At 63.3% G+C, this 14950-nt stretch carries 13 protein-coding genes; 8 read left to right on the top strand and 5 right to left on the bottom strand.

Features of this window, described 5'->3' with window-relative positions; translation table 11 throughout:
* Window positions 1–57: 57 nt before the first annotated feature.
* Entirely contained in the window at window positions 58–1488 is a 1431-nt protein-coding gene (locus ABEH27_RS05755; RefSeq protein ID WP_346612639.1) for a PLP-dependent aminotransferase family protein, read from the bottom strand.
* Window positions 1489–1666: 178 nt separating this feature from the next.
* Between ABEH27_RS05755 and ABEH27_RS05750 the strand changes: the two genes are divergently transcribed.
* Entirely contained in the window at window positions 1667–1897 is a 231-nt protein-coding gene (locus tag ABEH27_RS05750) for a DUF1127 domain-containing protein (protein WP_346612638.1), read from the top strand.
* Between the two features lie 25 nt (window positions 1898–1922).
* Here ABEH27_RS05750 and ABEH27_RS05745 read toward each other — a convergent pair whose 3' ends face one another.
* Complete coding sequence (locus ABEH27_RS05745) at window positions 1923–3215, bottom strand: FAD-binding oxidoreductase (protein WP_346612637.1); 1293 nt, start codon at window positions 3213–3215, stop codon at window positions 1923–1925.
* A gap of 193 nt (window positions 3216–3408) precedes the next feature.
* Here ABEH27_RS05745 and ABEH27_RS05740 point away from each other — a divergent pair, with 193 nt between their 5' ends.
* Window positions 3409–3762 carry a YkgJ family cysteine cluster protein gene (locus ABEH27_RS05740; protein ID WP_346612636.1) on the top strand — a complete coding sequence of 118 codons (354 nt, stop codon included), beginning with the start codon at window positions 3409–3411 and terminating at the stop codon, window positions 3760–3762.
* Between the two features lie 2 nt (window positions 3763–3764).
* On the opposite strand, the gene dadR is transcribed toward ABEH27_RS05740, so the two are convergent.
* Window positions 3765–4253, bottom strand: a complete 489-nt coding sequence (gene dadR, locus ABEH27_RS05735; protein ID WP_003258963.1) for a transcriptional regulator DadR — start codon at window positions 4251–4253, stop codon at window positions 3765–3767.
* 153 nt (window positions 4254–4406) lie between these two features.
* Here dadR and dadA point away from each other — a divergent pair, with 153 nt between their 5' ends.
* From dadA to ABEH27_RS05710, 5 genes are all read left to right on the top strand, one after another.
* Window positions 4407–5711 (top strand): D-amino acid dehydrogenase, encoded by a 1305-nt coding sequence (gene dadA, locus ABEH27_RS05730; protein WP_346612635.1) that lies wholly within the window; start codon window positions 4407–4409, stop codon window positions 5709–5711.
* A 144-nt stretch (window positions 5712–5855) separates the two neighbouring features.
* Window positions 5856–6929 carry an alanine racemase gene (alr, locus tag ABEH27_RS05725; RefSeq protein WP_346612634.1) on the top strand — a complete coding sequence of 358 codons (1074 nt, stop codon included), beginning with the start codon at window positions 5856–5858 and terminating at the stop codon, window positions 6927–6929.
* A gap of 110 nt (window positions 6930–7039) precedes the next feature.
* The gene (locus tag ABEH27_RS05720) at window positions 7040–7588 is read left to right on the top strand and encodes a cupin domain-containing protein (RefSeq protein ID WP_346612633.1); all 549 of its coding nucleotides are present in this window, start codon (window positions 7040–7042) and stop codon (window positions 7586–7588) included.
* A 154-nt stretch (window positions 7589–7742) separates the two neighbouring features.
* Complete coding sequence (locus tag ABEH27_RS05715) at window positions 7743–8147, top strand: c-type cytochrome (protein WP_346612857.1); 405 nt, start codon at window positions 7743–7745, stop codon at window positions 8145–8147.
* 118 nt (window positions 8148–8265) lie between these two features.
* Window positions 8266–10122, top strand: a complete 1857-nt coding sequence (locus ABEH27_RS05710) for an acetyl-CoA hydrolase/transferase C-terminal domain-containing protein (protein WP_346612632.1) — start codon at window positions 8266–8268, stop codon at window positions 10120–10122.
* Window positions 10123–10252: 130 nt separating this feature from the next.
* Here ABEH27_RS05710 and ABEH27_RS05705 read toward each other — a convergent pair whose 3' ends face one another.
* Window positions 10253–10825: a xanthine phosphoribosyltransferase gene (locus ABEH27_RS05705; protein WP_346612631.1), complete on the bottom strand. Its 573-nt coding sequence runs from the start codon at window positions 10823–10825 to the stop codon at window positions 10253–10255.
* A 63-nt stretch (window positions 10826–10888) separates the two neighbouring features.
* Complete coding sequence (gene rep / locus ABEH27_RS05700; RefSeq protein WP_346612630.1) at window positions 10889–12898, bottom strand: DNA helicase Rep; 2010 nt, start codon at window positions 12896–12898, stop codon at window positions 10889–10891.
* Between the two features lie 298 nt (window positions 12899–13196).
* On the opposite strand from rep, the gene ABEH27_RS05695 reads away from it, so the two are divergent.
* Window positions 13197–14864, top strand: coding sequence for an EAL domain-containing protein (locus ABEH27_RS05695; RefSeq protein WP_346612629.1), 1668 nt, complete (start codon window positions 13197–13199; stop codon window positions 14862–14864).
* The last annotated feature ends 86 nt before the right edge of the window (window positions 14865–14950 follow it).

Raw genomic sequence — 14950 nt, 5'->3', positions numbered from 1 at the left:
TGAATCGTCCTGTACAGCAAAGGCCTGAGAGGTTGGACCGTGGAAGGCGGCGCAAAGTTACCCGCCAGTGTTGTCTTCATCCAGTAGACGAAGGGCGGTTTCACCCACTTTGCGCACCGCATCCTCGATTTGCGGGGTGGGCCGCGCGGCGAAGTTCATCCGCAGGCAGTGGCGGAACTTGCCCGAGGCCGAAAAAATGCTGCCTACGGCCACCTGCACGCCCTGTTCCAGTAAAGCGCGGTTCAACCGCAGCGTATCGAAATGTTCAGGTAATTCCACCCACAGCATGAAGCCGCCCTGGGGCCGGCTGACGCGGGTGCCCGCTGGGAAGTAGCGGCTTACCCAATCGCTCATCAGGTCGCGGCCGCGCTGGTACTGGCTGCGCATGCGCCGCACGTGCGGCTGGTAATGCCCGGCGGCGATGAAATCGGCGATGGCCAGCTGTGGCTGGGTGGCGGTGCTGCCGGTGCTGATGTATTTCATGTGCAGCACCCGCTCCAGGTAGCGCCCAGGGGCGACCCAGCCGATGCGCAGGCCAGGGGCGAGGGTCTTGGAGAACGAGCTGCACAGCAGCACGCGGCCGTCGTCGTCGAACGACTTGAGGGTACGCGGGCGCGGGTAGGTGTAGGCCAGGTCGCCATACACATCGTCTTCCAGGATCGCCACGTCATAGCGCTGGGCCAGGCTTAGCAGGGCCTTCTTGCGTGCTTCGGGCATGATGTAGCCGAGCGGATTGTTGCAGCTCGGGGTGATCTGGATGAGCTTGATCGGCCACTGCTCCAAGGCCAGCTCCAGCGCTTCCAGGCTGATGCCGGTGATCGGGTCGGTGGGGATTTCCAAGGCTTTCATGCCCAGGCCCTTGAGGGTCTGCATGGCACCGTGGAAGCTTGGCGAGTCGACCGCAACAATGTCACCTGGCTCGCACACCGCGCGGATGCTGCACGACAGCGCCTCGTGGCAACCGGTCGTTACCACCAGGTCGGCAGGCCCCAGGCGGCAGCCGGAGTCGAGCATCAGGCGAGCGATCTGTTCGCGCAGGGCGAGGTTGCCGTGAATATTGTCGTAATACAGCCCCGGCATGTCCTGCCGGCGGCTGAGCTGGGCGAGGCTGCGCAGCAAGGGCTTGAGGCTGGGGCTGTCGATGTCGGGCATGCCGCGGCCGAGCTGGATCACGTCCTTGCGCGGGGTGCTGCGCACCAGCTCGAGCACCTGCTCCCACTGCGAGATGTCCACCGGGCGTTGGGCCGGGCGGCTGACGGCGGGCAGGGCGGCGGAGTGGCGATGGTCGCTGACGAAATAGCCCGACTTGGGCCTTGGCGACACCATGCCGCTGTCTTCCAGCATGCGGTAGGCCTGCTGCACGGTACTCAAGCTGACGCCATGCTCCATGCTCAGTGCGCGCACCGATGGCAGGCGCTGGCCGGGGCGGTAAAGACCTTGCTCAATGCGGGCGCCGAGCAGTTCGGCGAGGTTCAGGTAGAGCGTCACGGCATACTCCAGCGCAAAATCACAGCACAGACCAGTACAGTTTTGCCGAAAATACAGCATTCAGCTGGTTTGCCGCCAATTCTGTATGGGAATAATAAGGCTGTGTTGGTTCTGTATTGCTTAGGTCGTCAGCGCGCATGCTCTCTCTACGGTAACCACTGAATGGGAGAACGCAGCGATGGGTGGCATGAGCGATGTGCGCTTGCAACTGATGGTCAAGGAACTGGAAGCAGGGCAGAAAGCCAAGGTCTGCAATGCACCGGCCGACCTGGGCCGCTGGGGGCTGATGCTGCACCGCTGGCGCACCCGCAGGGCGCTGCTGCAGCTGGATGACAATCAGCTGCGTGATATCGGGCTGAGCTGGGAGCAGGCCCGGGTTGAAGGGCAAAAACCCTTCTGGAAGGAATGAGACGCCCACCTCAATCGCTGCGGCTTCACGCCAGCTCTTTGAGCCTGTGCCAGAGCATCCCCAACGCCAGCAGCGGCGAGCGTAAATGCTTGCCGCCGGGGAAGGTGATGTGCGGCACTTTGGCGAACAGGTCAAAGCGCCCGCTCTGCTGGCCGCTGATCGCCTCGCCCAGCAGGCGCGCAGCCAGGTGAGTGGCGTTGAGCCCATGGCCGGAGTAGGCCTGGGCGTAATAGACGTTCGGCTGGCTGGCCAGGCGGCCGATCTGCGGCAGGCGGTTGGCGCCGATGCCGATCATGCCACCCCACTGGTAGTCGATGCGCACGTCGGCCAGTTCGGGAAAGACCTTGAGCATCTTTGGCCGCATGTAGGCGGCAATGTCCTGCGGGTCGCGGCCGGAGTAATGGCAGGCGCCACCGAACAGCAGGCGGTGGTCGGCGGACAGGCGATAGTAGTCCAGTGCCACGCGCTGGTCGCACACCGCCATGTTCTGCGGCAACAGCTGGCGCGCGCGTGCCTGGCCAAGCGGTTCGGTGGCGATGATATAGCTGCCGGCCGGCAGCACCTTACCGCCCAGCTCGCGGTTGAGGTCGTTGTGGTAGGCGTTGCAGCACATCACCAAGGTCTTGGCGCGCACCCGGCCCTGGGCGGTATGCACCTTTACCTCAGGGCCGTACTCGATCCGGCTGACCTCTGACTGCTCGAACAACTGCACACCCAGGCGGCTGGCCACCGCCGCTTCGCCCAGTGCCAGGTTGAGTGGGTGCAGGTGCCCCGAGCCCATGTCGATCAGGCCACCAACGTAACGGTTGGAGCCGACCACGCTGTGGATATCGTCCTTTTGCACCAGCCGCAGTTCGTGGCGGTAGCCCAGGCTGCGCAGTTCCTCAGCCTCTTCGGCGAAGCCTTGCAGCTCGCCGGGCTTGTTGGCCAAATCGCAGTAGCCCCAGGTCAGGTCGCAAGCGATGGCGTGGCGCTCGACCCGTTCACGGACGATTTCCACGGCTTCCAGCCCCATCAACTTCATGCTGCGCACACCGTCCTCACCAATCACCGGCAGGAACTGCTCCAGGCCATGGCCGACGCCGCGTATGAGCTGGCCACCATTGCGCCCGCTGGCACCCCAGCCAAGCTTGCGTGCCTCCAGCAGAATCACCGACAGGCCGCGTTCGGCCAGCTCGATGGCAGTGTTCAGGCCCGAGTAGCCGCCGCCGATGATGCACACGTCTGCGCTGTGCTCGCCTTGCAGGAAGGGGTGGTCAGGGTGTGGCGCGCTGCTGGCGGCGTAGTAGGAGGCGGCGTGCTGCGCGCTGTGGATCATTGGGCAGGTCCTGGGTGTCTAGACAGAAAGGGGAGGATAAGTGGGGTTTCAAGGTGGGGCAACCGGCCTCATCGCCGGCAAGCCGGCGCCTACTGAATCTTCACCTCTCATGAGACCAGTGGGTTACCGGTGGCAGCCGGCTTGCCGGGGAATGGGCCTATAATCCACCCAAATTCTTTGCCTTGTATCCACCATGTCCTGCAACCGCCACAAGATCCAGTTCCTGCGTGAACTCATCCCTTCTTTCGAATGCGAACCCGGCTGCCACGATTGCTGCGGCCCGGTGACCACGTCTGCCGAAGAAATGGCCCGCCTGCCGCGCAAGTCGCAGGCCGAGCAGGAGGCGGCCATGCAACGCCTGGACTGCGTGCACCTGGGCCCCAACGGCTGCACGGTGTACGAAGAGCGGCCGATGATCTGCCGCCTGTTCGGCACCACCCCACGCATGGCCTGCCCCCGCGGGCGCGGCCCGGACCCGATGATCGAGCCCGAGGCCGAGCAGCTCGTTCACCGGTTCATTGCCACTACCCGCCAGGTGCTGGTCTAGCCTCAGTCCGGGATCGGCAGGCAGAGGCTTTCCTTCACTTCTTCCATCACGATGTAGCTCTTCGATTCGCGCACGTGCGGCAGTTTGAGCAGGATGTCGCCCAGCAGCTTGCGATACGACGCCATCTCCGAAATACGTGCCTTCACCAGGTAGTCGAAATCACCCGATACCAAGTGGCATTCCAACACGTGCGGCAGTTTGAGCACCGCGCGGCGGAATTCCTCGAAGGTGTCGCCAGACTTGTAGTCCAGGCTGATCTCCACGAACACCAGCAGGCTGCCCTTCAGGTGCTGCGGGTTGAGCCGGGCGTTGTAGCCCATGATGATGCCCTCGCGCTCCAGGCGGCGTACGCGTTCGGTGCAAGGGGTGGTGGACAGCCCAACTTTTTCGCCCAGTTCGGTGAAGGAAATACGCCCGTCATTCTGCAGGATCCGCAGGATGTTGCGGTCGATCTTGTCCAGTTCACGCTTGCTCTGGTGCTGGGTTCTCATAGGGGATGCCCCTCCGTGAAAGGCGATTTTGCCGAGAATTCTCGCCAAATATAGGCTTTTATATAGTGAATTGCACTGGTCTGTAATTTTTATACTGCGCGCATCCAAGCCATTTCAACAAAAATGCGGTGCGCCGCGTGCGAGGGATCAACAATGCGAGTTCTGGTACTTGGGAGCGGTGTCATCGGAACCGCCAGTGCCTATTATCTGGCCCGGCAAGGTTTCGAGGTCACGGTGGTCGATCGCCAGCCGGCGGTGGCCATGGAAACCAGCTTTGCCAACGCCGGCCAGATCTCGCCCGGCTATGCCTCGCCCTGGGCTGCCCCAGGTGTGCCGCTGAAAGCCGTGAAATGGCTGTTGGAGCGCCACGCGCCGCTGGCCATCAAGCTGACCGGCGACGTCGATCAGTACCTGTGGATGGCGCAGATGCTGCGCAACTGCACCGCCAACCGTTATGCGGTGAACAAGGAACGCATGGTGCGCCTGTCCGAGTACAGCCGCGACTGCCTCGACGAGCTGCGTGCCGAAACCGGCATCGCCTACGAAAGCCGTACCCTGGGCACCACCCAGCTGTTCCGCACCCAGGCTCAGGTGGATGCCGCCGCCAAGGACATCGCCGTGCTCGAGCAGTCCGGCGTGCCTTATGAATTGCTCGACCGCGATGGCATTGCCCGCGTCGAACCGGCGCTGGCTGGGGTCAAGGATATCCTCGCCGGCGCCCTGCGCCTGCCCAACGACCAGACCGGCGACTGCCAGCTGTTCACCACCAAGCTCGCCGAAATGGCCCGCAACCTGGGCGTGGAATTCCGTTTCGGCCAGGACATTCAGCGCCTGGACTTCGCCGGCGACCGTATCAACGGTGTGTGGATCGACGGCAAGCTGGAAACCGCCGACCGCTACGTGCTTGCGCTGGGCAGCTACTCGCCGCAGATGCTCAAGCCGCTGGGCATCAAGGCGCCGGTGTACCCGCTGAAGGGTTATTCACTGACCGTACCGATCACCAACGCCGACATGGCGCCGACCTCGACCATTCTCGACGAAACCTACAAGGTTGCGATCACCCGTTTCGACAACCGCATCCGGGTCGGCGGCATGGCTGAAATCGCCGGTTTTGACCTGTCGCTGAACCCGCGCCGGCGCGAAACGCTGGAGATGATCGTCAACGACCTTTATCCTCGTGGCGGTGACCTGAGCCAGGCGAGTTTCTGGACTGGCCTGCGCCCGGCCACCCCGGACGGTACGCCGATCGTAGGTGCCACCAAGTTCCGCAACCTGTTCCTCAACACCGGTCACGGTACGCTGGGTTGGACCATGGCCTGTGGTTCCGGTCGCCTGCTGGCCGACCTGATTGCGCGCAGAAAGCCGCAGATCAGCGCCGAAGGCCTGGATATTTCCCGGTATGGCAACAGTCGGGAAGTTACCAAGCAAGGCCAGACGGCACCCGTTCATCAGCAGTAAGTTCGCCTGCACCAGCCTCTCGCGGGCAAGCCCGCGCCTACAGGGGCAGCACAGGTTTGAACACTGTGCAGTACCTGTGGGAGCCGGCTTGCCAGCGATGAATCCAACACTGTTTTCAACCTGAACCACCATAAGGCTGCCGCCATGCGCCCCGCCCGTGCCCTGATCGACCTGCAGGCCCTGCGCCACAACTACCGCCTCGCCCGTGAACTGACCGGCGCCAAAGCCCTCGCCGTGATCAAAGCCGATGCCTACGGGCACGGTGCCGTGCGTTGCGCCCTGGCCCTGGAAACCGAAGCAGACGGCTTTGCCGTGGCTTGCATCGAAGAGGCGCTGGAGCTGCGCGGGGCGGGTATCCAGGCCCCGATATTGCTGCTCGAAGGCTTCTTCGAAGCCAGCGAACTGGCACTGATGGCTGAACACGACCTGTGGTGTGTGGTGCATTCGCTGTGGCAACTGGAAGCCATCGAAAAGACCTCGGTGCACAAGCCGCTGACTGTCTGGCTCAAGCTCGACAGCGGCATGCACCGTGTCGGCCTGCACGCCAAGGACTATCAAGAGGCCTACCAGCGCCTGCTGGCCAGCGGCAAAGTTTCGCGCATCGTGCTGATGAGCCACTTCGCCCGTGCCGACGAACTGGACGACGACGCCACCGCCCAGCAGATAGCCGTGTTCAACGCCACCCGCCAAGGCTTGGCCGCGGAATGCAGCCTGCGCAACTCGCCCGGCGTACTGGCCTGGCCGCAGGCCCCGAGTGACTGGGTACGGCCAGGCATCATGCTGTACGGCGCCACACCGTTCGAAGTGCAGCAGGCCCAGGCCGAGCGCCTGCAGCCGGTAATGACCCTGCAATCGCGCGTCATCAGCGTGCGTGAACTGCCAGCCGGCGAGCCGGTAGGCTACGGCGCCAAGTTCATCAGCCCGCGGCCGACCCGCGTCGGTGTGGTCGCCATGGGTTACGCCGATGGCTACCCTCGCCAGGCGCCGACCGGCACACCGGTGATGGTCGCCGGCAAGCGCAGCCAGCTGATTGGCCGCGTCTCCATGGACATGCTGTGCATCGACCTCACCGATGTGCCCGAGGCGAACATCGGCAGCCCGGTCGAGTTGTGGGGCAAGCAGGTGCTGGCCAGCGAAGTGGCGATGCACGCCGGGACGATTCCCTACCAGATCTTCTGCAACCTGAAGCGCGTGCCGCTGGACTATTACGGCGAATGACACGCTGAAGCGGACAGCCTGAGGGGCGGTGTGTTGTAAATACTGAACGGCATTGCCATGATATCGTTCACATTCACCCCGCCATCTCACCGTTTCAGGAGGCTCCAGCTTTGGACGTCGGCGAACGACTGCAAGCCATCCGCAAGCTCAAGGGCCTGTCCCAGCGTGAACTCGCCAAACGCGCGGGTGTGACCAACAGCACCATCTCGATGATCGAGAAAAACAGCGTAAGCCCCTCGATCAGCTCGTTGCGCAAGGTGCTGAGCGGCATTCCCATGTCCATGGTCGAGTTCTTCTCGGTGGAGCTTGAAGCCGAAAGCCCTTCCCAGATCGTCTACAAGGCCCACGAGCTGATCGACATCTCCGATGGCGCGGTGACCATGAAACTGGTGGGCAAGTCGCACCCCAACCGTGCCATAGCGTTTCTCACCGAGGTCTACCCACCGGGTGCCGACACCGGCGCCGAGATGCTCACCCACGATGGCGAAGAAACCGGCATCCTCCTGGAAGGCCGCCTGGAACTGGTAGTCGGCAACGAGATCTTCATCCTCGAGGAAGGCGACAGCTACTACTTCGAAAGCACCCGCCCGCACCGCTTTCGCAACCCGTTCAATGAGCCCGCCCGGCTGATCAGCGCCGCCACGCCGTCGAACTTTTGATCCAGCGCAGTGCTTTGTTTCGGCAATATCCCTTTCCCGAGTAGGGTCGTTTCACGGCTTCCGGGTTCCCGCTATACTTTTCAACGCTCGCATTACCGTGGCCGCGGGCGTGATTAGCCACCATGAGGGTGTACGCGTGAACCAAATCAAGAAGATGCTGGCCGTACCAGCAGCCGTATTCGCCCTATGGGCAATGAGCGCAACCGCTGCGACCAACGACGACATCGCCAAACGCCTGGAGCCAGTTGGCCAGGTGTGTGTTCAGGGCCAGGAATGCAAAGGCATGGAAGTGGCGGCCACCGCCGGCGGTGGCGGCGCCAAGACCCCGGATGACATCATCGCCAAGCACTGCAATGCATGCCACGGCACCGGCCTGCTGGGTGCGCCGAAAATCGGTGATACCGCCGCCTGGAAAGAGCGCGCCGACCACCAGGGTGGCCTGGATGGCATCCTCGCCAAGGCCATTACCGGCATCAACGCCATGCCACCGAAAGGCACCTGTGCCGATTGCTCGGATGATGACCTGAAGGGCGCCATCCAGAAGATGTCCGGGCTTTGAGCCACGGCTGAGTCACCCACGGCCCGCCTGCAATGGCGGGCTTTGTTTTTGTGCAGGCAACGAACCCGCGGCGGTTCATGTCCAACCCCTGAACCCACGGAAGACTCAGGAGGCCAAGATGCACCTCTGTTCCATCGACCAGGCAGTCGAGCAGGTCTTGTCACGCCTGCCGGCACACATTCACATGGGCCTGCCGTTGGGTCTTGGCAAACCCAATGCCTTCGTCAATGCGCTGTATGCCCGGGTGCGCGAACTGCCGGAGCGACAGCTGACGATCTACACGGCGTTGTCGCTTGGGCGGCCACCCCTGGGCGACGGCCTGCAACGGCGTTTTCTCGAGCCCTTCATCGAGCGCGTATTCGCCGATTACGAAGAACTCACCTACCTCGCCGACCTGCGCAACGATCAGCTACCGCCGAACATCCGGGTCGAGCAGTTCTTCATGCAGCCCGGCAGCCTGCTGCACAGTGATTGCGCCCAGCAGGACTACGTCAGCAGCAACTACAGCCACGCCGCCCGCGACATCAACGCCAAGGGTTTGAACCTGATCGCCCAACTGGTCGCCGCCACGCCGGAAAAACCGGTGCACTTGAGCCTGGCCTGCAACCCCGACATCACCCTCGACCTGCTGCCGATGGTCGCCAAGCGGCGCGAGGCCGGTGAAACCATCCTCATGCTCGGCCAGGTGCATGCCGAGCTGCCCTACATGCCCGGCGACGCGGAGCTGGGCATGGAGGCATTCGACCTGTTGATCGACCAGGCCGAGCAACACCGCCTGTTCTCTACCCCGAACATGCCGGTCACCACCCAGGACCATTGCATCGGCCTGCATGCCAGCACGCTGGTGCGCGATGGCGGCACGCTGCAGATCGGCATTGGTGCCATGGGCGATGCGGTGGCCGCCGCGTTGCTGGCCCGCCAGGGCGACAACGTCGGCTACCGGGCCTTGATGGATGAACTGGACGTCGGCCCATGGCAGGCGCTGATCGAGCGTGAAGGCGGGCTGGATGCCTTCGCCCAAGGCCTCTACGGTTGCAGCGAGATGTTCGTCAACGGCCTGCTGGCGTTGGCCGAGGCGGGCGTGGTGCGGCGCCCGGCCGACGAGCAGGGTGTGCTGGTGCACGGCGGCTTCTTCCTCGGCCCGCGGGCGTTCTACCAACGTTTGCGGGACATGCCACTGGAGCAGCGCGCGCGTTTTGCCATGACGCGTATCAGCTTCATCAACGAGCTGTATGGCCAGGAGGAACTCAAGCGCCGGCAACGCCGCGATGCGCGCTTCATCAACACGGTGTTCACCATGACCTTGCTCGGTGCGGGGGTGGCCGACCAGCTGGAGGATGGCCGCGTACTCAGCGGTGTTGGCGGGCAGTACAACTTCGTCGCCCAGGGCCATGCGCTGGAGGGCGGGCGCTCGATCCTACTACTGCGCAGTTGGCGTGAGGCGGGCGGCGACGTCAGTTCCAACCTGCTTTGGGCCTACGGCCACTGCACCATCCCTCGGCACTTGCGCGACATTGTGGTGACCGAGTACGGCATCGCTGACCTGCGCGGGCAGACCGACAGTGAAGTGATTACGCGATTGCTGGCGGTCAGTGATTCGCGATTTCAGGCTGAGCTGATCGAGCAGGCCAAAAAGGCCGGCAAGTTGGCAAAGGATTTTCAGCTGGATGCGCGGTTTACCGACAACACGCCTGAGCGGCTTGAAGCAATCAGAGCGCGGCATGTGCGGCTGTTCCCGGAGTATCCGCTGGGCACGGATTTTACCGCCGAGGAGCGAGACTTGCTGCGGGCGTTGAACTGGCTCAAGAGCAAGTTCAAGTTGAGCGAGCTGCTGGAGCTGGGCAAGGCCGCGCTGGATGCGCCGGGGCCGGAGGGGTATCAACGGCACTTGCAGCGGATGGGGCTGGACGCTCCGCAGGGCTTGAAGGAAGAGCTGTATCAGCGGCTATTGCTGGCAGGGTTGGCGGCGACCTGAAGATTGCCGGGGCTGCGTTGCAGGCCATCGCGCACGAGGCCGCTCCTGCGAGGGTATGGATTGCCCTGCAGGAGCGGCCTTGCCGGGGCGCCGGACCGGTCGGAAAGGGCCGTGGAGGGCCCCCTGGCGATCACTCGATAAAGCTGACCACGCCACCTTCCAGCGACTTCACCCGAGCCAGCGATTCAACGCGGTAGCCCTGGCTGTCCAGCTCGGCACGGCCGCCCTGGAACGACTTCTCGATGACGATACCCAGGCCTGCCACGGTGGCGCCGGCCTGCTTGATGATCGAGATCAGCGCCTGCGACGCCTTGCCGTTGGCCAGGAAGTCGTCGATGACCAGCACGCGGTCGCTGCTGTTGAGGTGGCGCGGCGAAATAGCCACGGTGTTCTCGGTCTGCTTGGTGAAGGAGTACACCGTGGCAGTCAGCAGGTTCTCGGTCAGCGTCAGCGACTGGTGCTTGCGTGCAAAGATCACCGGTACGCCCAGCTTCAGGCCGGTCATCACCGCCGGGGCAATACCCGAGGCTTCGATGGTGACGATCTTGGTCACGCCGGCATCGGCGTAAAGGCGGGCGAACTCGTCACCGATCAGCTGCATCAGGGCAGGGTCGATCTGGTGGTTGAGAAACGCGTCGACTTTGAGAACTTGATCGGAAAGCACGATGCCTTCTTCGCGAATCTTCTGCTGCAGTGCTTCCACTGTGTATCTCCGATGTAGCAAAGGTGGCCGCAAGAAGCGGCAAAGTTAAAGAGTAATGGTTGATCAGCGTTTGAGCATTGCCCGGATATCGGCCAGCGCGTTGTTGCCCCGCGCGGCTTTGACTTCAACGGGCGCATCGTCCAGGCCTTCCCAGGCCAGGTCGTCTGGCGGCAGTTCATCCAGGAACCGGCTGGGCGTGCAATCGATGATTTCGCCGTATTGCTTGCGTTTGGCGGCGAAGGTGAAGGCCAGGGTCTGGCGTGCGCGGGTGATGCCCACGTAGGCCAGGCGGCGTTCTTCTTCGATGGTGTCGGCCTCGATGCTCGAGCGGTGGGGGAGAATTTCCTCCTCCATGCCCATGATGAACACGTAAGGGAATTCCAGGCCTTTGGAGGCATGCAGGGTCATCATCTGCACGCCCTCGGCGTTTTCTTCCTCTTCCTGCTGACGCTCGAGCATGTCGCGCAACACCAGCTTGCCGATGGCGTCCTCGATCGTCATGTCACCCTCTTCATCCTTTTCGAGGGTGTTCTTCAGCGCTTCGACCAGGAACCAGACGTTGCTGATGCGAAACTCCGCAGCCTTGTCGCTGGCGGTCTGCTGGCGGATCCAGTTCTCGTAGTCGATGTCGCGGATCATCTCGTGCAGCGCCGCGATCGGGTCATCGAGGGCCACCTTGTGGCGCACCCCGTCGAGCCAGTGCTTGAAGCGCTGCAGGCGCTCGGTATAGCGAGCGTCCAGGTGCTCGCCCAGGCCCAGCTCCTCGCTGGCGGCGTACATCGAGATGCCGCGCTCGGTCGAGTAGTTGCCGAGCTTTTCCAGGGTGGTCGAGCCGATTTCCCGGCGCGGCACGTTGATCACCCGCAGGTAAGCGTTATCGTCGTCCGGGTTCACCAACAGGCGCAGGTAGGCCATCAGGTCCTTGACCTCCTGGCGGCCGAAGAAGCTGTTGCCGCCCGACAGGCGATAGGGCACCTGGTGGTGCTGCAGCTTCAGTTCGATGAGCTTGGCCTGGTAGTTGCCGCGGTAGAGGATGGCGAAGTCGCTGTACGGGCGGTTGGTGCGCAGGTGCAAGGTGAGGATTTCCATGGCTACGCGTTCGGCCTCGGCTTCCTCGTTCTTGCAGCGGATCACGCGGATCTCGTCGCCCACACCCATTTCGCTCCACAGCTGCTTCTCGAACGCATGCGGGTTGTTGGCGATCAGCACGTTGGCGCAGCGCAGGATGCGGCTGGTGGAGCGGTAGTTCTGCTCGAGCATGACGATCTTCAGGGAGGGGTAATCCTCCTTGAGCAGCATCAGGTTCTCGGGGCGCGCGCCACGCCAGGCGTAGATCGACTGGTCGTCATCACCCACCACGGTGAACTGGTTGCGCATGCCAATGAGCATTTTCACCAGCAGGTACTGGCTGGCGTTGGTGTCCTGGTATTCGTCCACCAGCAGGTAACGCACGCGGTTCTGCCAGCGCTCGAGCACCTCGGGGTGCTCCTGGAACAGCTTGACCGGCTGCAGGATCAGGTCATCGAAGTCCACTGCGTTGAACGCCTTGAGCGTGCGCTGGTAGTGGGTGTAGACGATGGCGGCGGTCTGTTCGCGCGGGTTGCGGGCTTTTTCCAGGGCTTCGGCGGGGAGGATCAGGTCGTTCTTCCAGGCACCGATCATGTTCTTGATCTCGTCGATGCCGTCGTCGCCCGAGTATTCCTTCTGCATGATGTCCGACAGCAGCGCCTTGATGTCGGACTCGTCGAAGATCGAGAAGCCTGGCTTGTAGCCCAGCTTGTCGTGCTCCTTGCGGATGATGTTCAGCCCCAGGTTGTGGAACGTGCACACCGTCAGGCCCCGGCCTTCCCCCGGGCGCAGCAGCGTAGCGACCCGTTCCTTCATCTCGCGCGCGGCCTTGTTGGTGAAGGTCATCGCGACGATGTACTGGGCACGGATGCCGCAGTTCTGGATCAGGTGGGCAATCTTGCGCGTGATTACGCTGGTCTTGCCGGAGCCTGCACCGGCGAGCACCAAAAGAGGGCCGCCGACGTAGTCACGGGCTTCCTGTTGCCTGGGATTGAGTCGGGACATGCTAGAAACCGGGGGTCGCCAGAAAATAGCCGCGCATTCTAACAGGCATGGGGCCGTTGTGGCGCGACCGTCTGACGTGTGAGTCAGACTTTCTGCCTGCGCAGATCATTAGTTTGGCTAATGCTATTAACTGAAAAAATCGTATTTGCCGGTTGAGCGACTTTCGAGCAGGATGCACGTCAAAATGTGTCGGGACGCGCTGTGGGCAGGGATATGTCTAAAAGTGAAAATCATTTTCATTTCTGCAGTAGCATACCCGGCCTCCCTCGTGTCACCGTCCAAGCTTTAAGGAGCCCGCTTGTCCACGCCTGTCGAACCTTTGCGTTTGCTGTTGTTGGCTGATGAGCCGGAGTGGGCCGCCTTGCTGCGCGAATGCCTGCTGCCGTTGGAAGGTTCAGCAGTACTGCTGACCGCGCCGAACTGGGCGGCGGTCGACAGCCTGTTCAGCCATGACCGTCAGGCGGTGATACTGGCCACCCCGGCCCTGCAACCGGCGCCCGGGCGCTGCGACTTGCCGACCATTCTGTTGCTCGATCACGAGCCCGAGGCGCCGCCCACGGGTGTCAGCGACTGGCTGGTGCGTGACCAACTCAATGCCGATGCCCTGCGCCGTTCGTTGCGTCATGTGCGCGAACGCGGGGTGCTGGTTGCCACCTTGCAGCGCCTGGCCGAACAGGACCCGCTGACCGGTATCGCCAACCGCCAGGGCTTCCAGGCCCTGCTGACCGCTCGCCTGGCCGAGAACGAAGGGCGCGGGGTGGCGCTCGGGCACCTGGACCTGGACAACTTTCGCCACGTCAACGATGCCCTCGGCCATCAGGGTGGCGACCGCCTGATCCTGCAGGTGGTGTCGCGCCTCAAGCTGCAACTGGAGGCCGGTGACCAGCTGGCGCGCCTGGGCAGCGACGAATTCGCCTTGCTGATCGACACGCGCCGCGACACTGGCCGCGCCGAGTTCATCGCCGAACGCATCGTCGAGGCCTTGGCCGAGCCGTACTGGATCGACGGCGAAAGCCTGCTGCTCGGCTGCAGCCTGGGCCTGGCCCACGCCCGCGCGCAAAGTGGCGCGGACCCGTTGATGTGGCATGCGCACATCGCCATGCGCCAGGCCAAGAGCAGCCAGGGCTGCACCTTCCATGTATTCAACGAACGGATCAACCGCAACGCCCGCAGCCTTGCCGACCTGGAAGGCGAACTGCGCCGGGCCCTGCGCCGCGATGAACTTGAACTGCACTACCAGCCGCGGCTGAACCTGGCCGACGGCCGCATCGTCGGCCTGGAGGCGCTGGTGCGCTGGCGCCATGCCGAGCGCGGCCTGTTGCCGCCAAGCGAATTCGTGCCGCTGGCCGAACAGAGCGGGCTGATCGTGCCGCTGGGCTACTGGGTCATCTCCCGCGCGTTGCGCGACATGCAGGCCCTGCGCGAGAGCGGCCTGGCGCCGCTGCACATGGCGGTAAACCTGAGCTTTCGCCAGTTCCAGGACAGCCAGCTATTGGCCACGCTGAGCCGCTTGATCATCGAGCACGGCGTCGATGCTCGCTGGCTGGAGTTCGAGTTGACCGAGACGGCGGTCATGCGCCGCAACGAATTGGTCCGCCAGACCATGGATGCCCTGGGGCGCCTTGGCGTGCGGTTCTCGCTGGACGATTTCGGCACCGGCTTCTCTTCGTTCGTGCATTTGAACAGCCTGCCGATCACTCTGCTCAAGGTCGACCGCAGTTTCGTCGCTGGCATGGAGATGCGCGAAGAGAACCGCAAGCTGGTGCACGCGATGATCAACCTGGCGCACAACCTCAACCTCGAGGTCGTGGCCGAGGGTGTCGAGAGCCACGAACAGATGGCGTTGCTGCGCGGGTTTGGTTGTGACCAGGTGCAAGGGTTTCTGGTCAGCAAGCCGCTGCCGGTGGGGGAGTTGGTGGCGTATTTGCAGCAGGCGTCCGAGCGCAAGCTGGCGCAGGTGCTCTAGCCCCTATCGCTGGCAAGCCGGCTCCCACGCCGACCTCCAGGGCTGTGCCATCCCTGTAGGAGCCGGCTTGCCGGCGATGGGGCCCT

This window comes from Pseudomonas sp. P39-UII1, from assembly GCF_039672635.1.
GTDB lineage: Bacteria > Pseudomonadota > Gammaproteobacteria > Pseudomonadales > Pseudomonadaceae > Aquipseudomonas.
The sequence above is the reverse complement of the archived record's forward strand: the minus strand, read 5'-3'. Positions and strand labels throughout refer to the sequence as shown.

Excerpts from the sequence above, each read along its gene's own strand:
- ABEH27_RS05750 (WP_346612638.1), top strand. The coding sequence starts at position 1,667 with ATGGGTGGCATGAGCGATGTGCGCTTGCAACTGATGGTCAAGGAACTG.
- ABEH27_RS05745 (WP_346612637.1), bottom strand. The coding sequence starts at position 3,215 with ATGATCCACAGCGCGCAGCACGCCGCCTCCTACTACGCCGCCAGCAGC.
- ABEH27_RS05740 (WP_346612636.1), top strand. The coding sequence starts at position 3,409 with ATGTCCTGCAACCGCCACAAGATCCAGTTCCTGCGTGAACTCATCCCT.
- dadR (WP_003258963.1), bottom strand. The coding sequence starts at position 4,253 with ATGAGAACCCAGCACCAGAGCAAGCGTGAACTGGACAAGATCGACCGC.
- dadA (WP_346612635.1), top strand. The coding sequence starts at position 4,407 with ATGCGAGTTCTGGTACTTGGGAGCGGTGTCATCGGAACCGCCAGTGCC.
- alr (WP_346612634.1), top strand. The coding sequence starts at position 5,856 with ATGCGCCCCGCCCGTGCCCTGATCGACCTGCAGGCCCTGCGCCACAAC.
- ABEH27_RS05715 (WP_346612857.1), top strand. The coding sequence starts at position 7,743 with ATGCTGGCCGTACCAGCAGCCGTATTCGCCCTATGGGCAATGAGCGCA.
- ABEH27_RS05710 (WP_346612632.1), top strand. The coding sequence starts at position 8,266 with ATGCACCTCTGTTCCATCGACCAGGCAGTCGAGCAGGTCTTGTCACGC.
- rep (WP_346612630.1), bottom strand. The coding sequence starts at position 12,898 with ATGTCCCGACTCAATCCCAGGCAACAGGAAGCCCGTGACTACGTCGGC.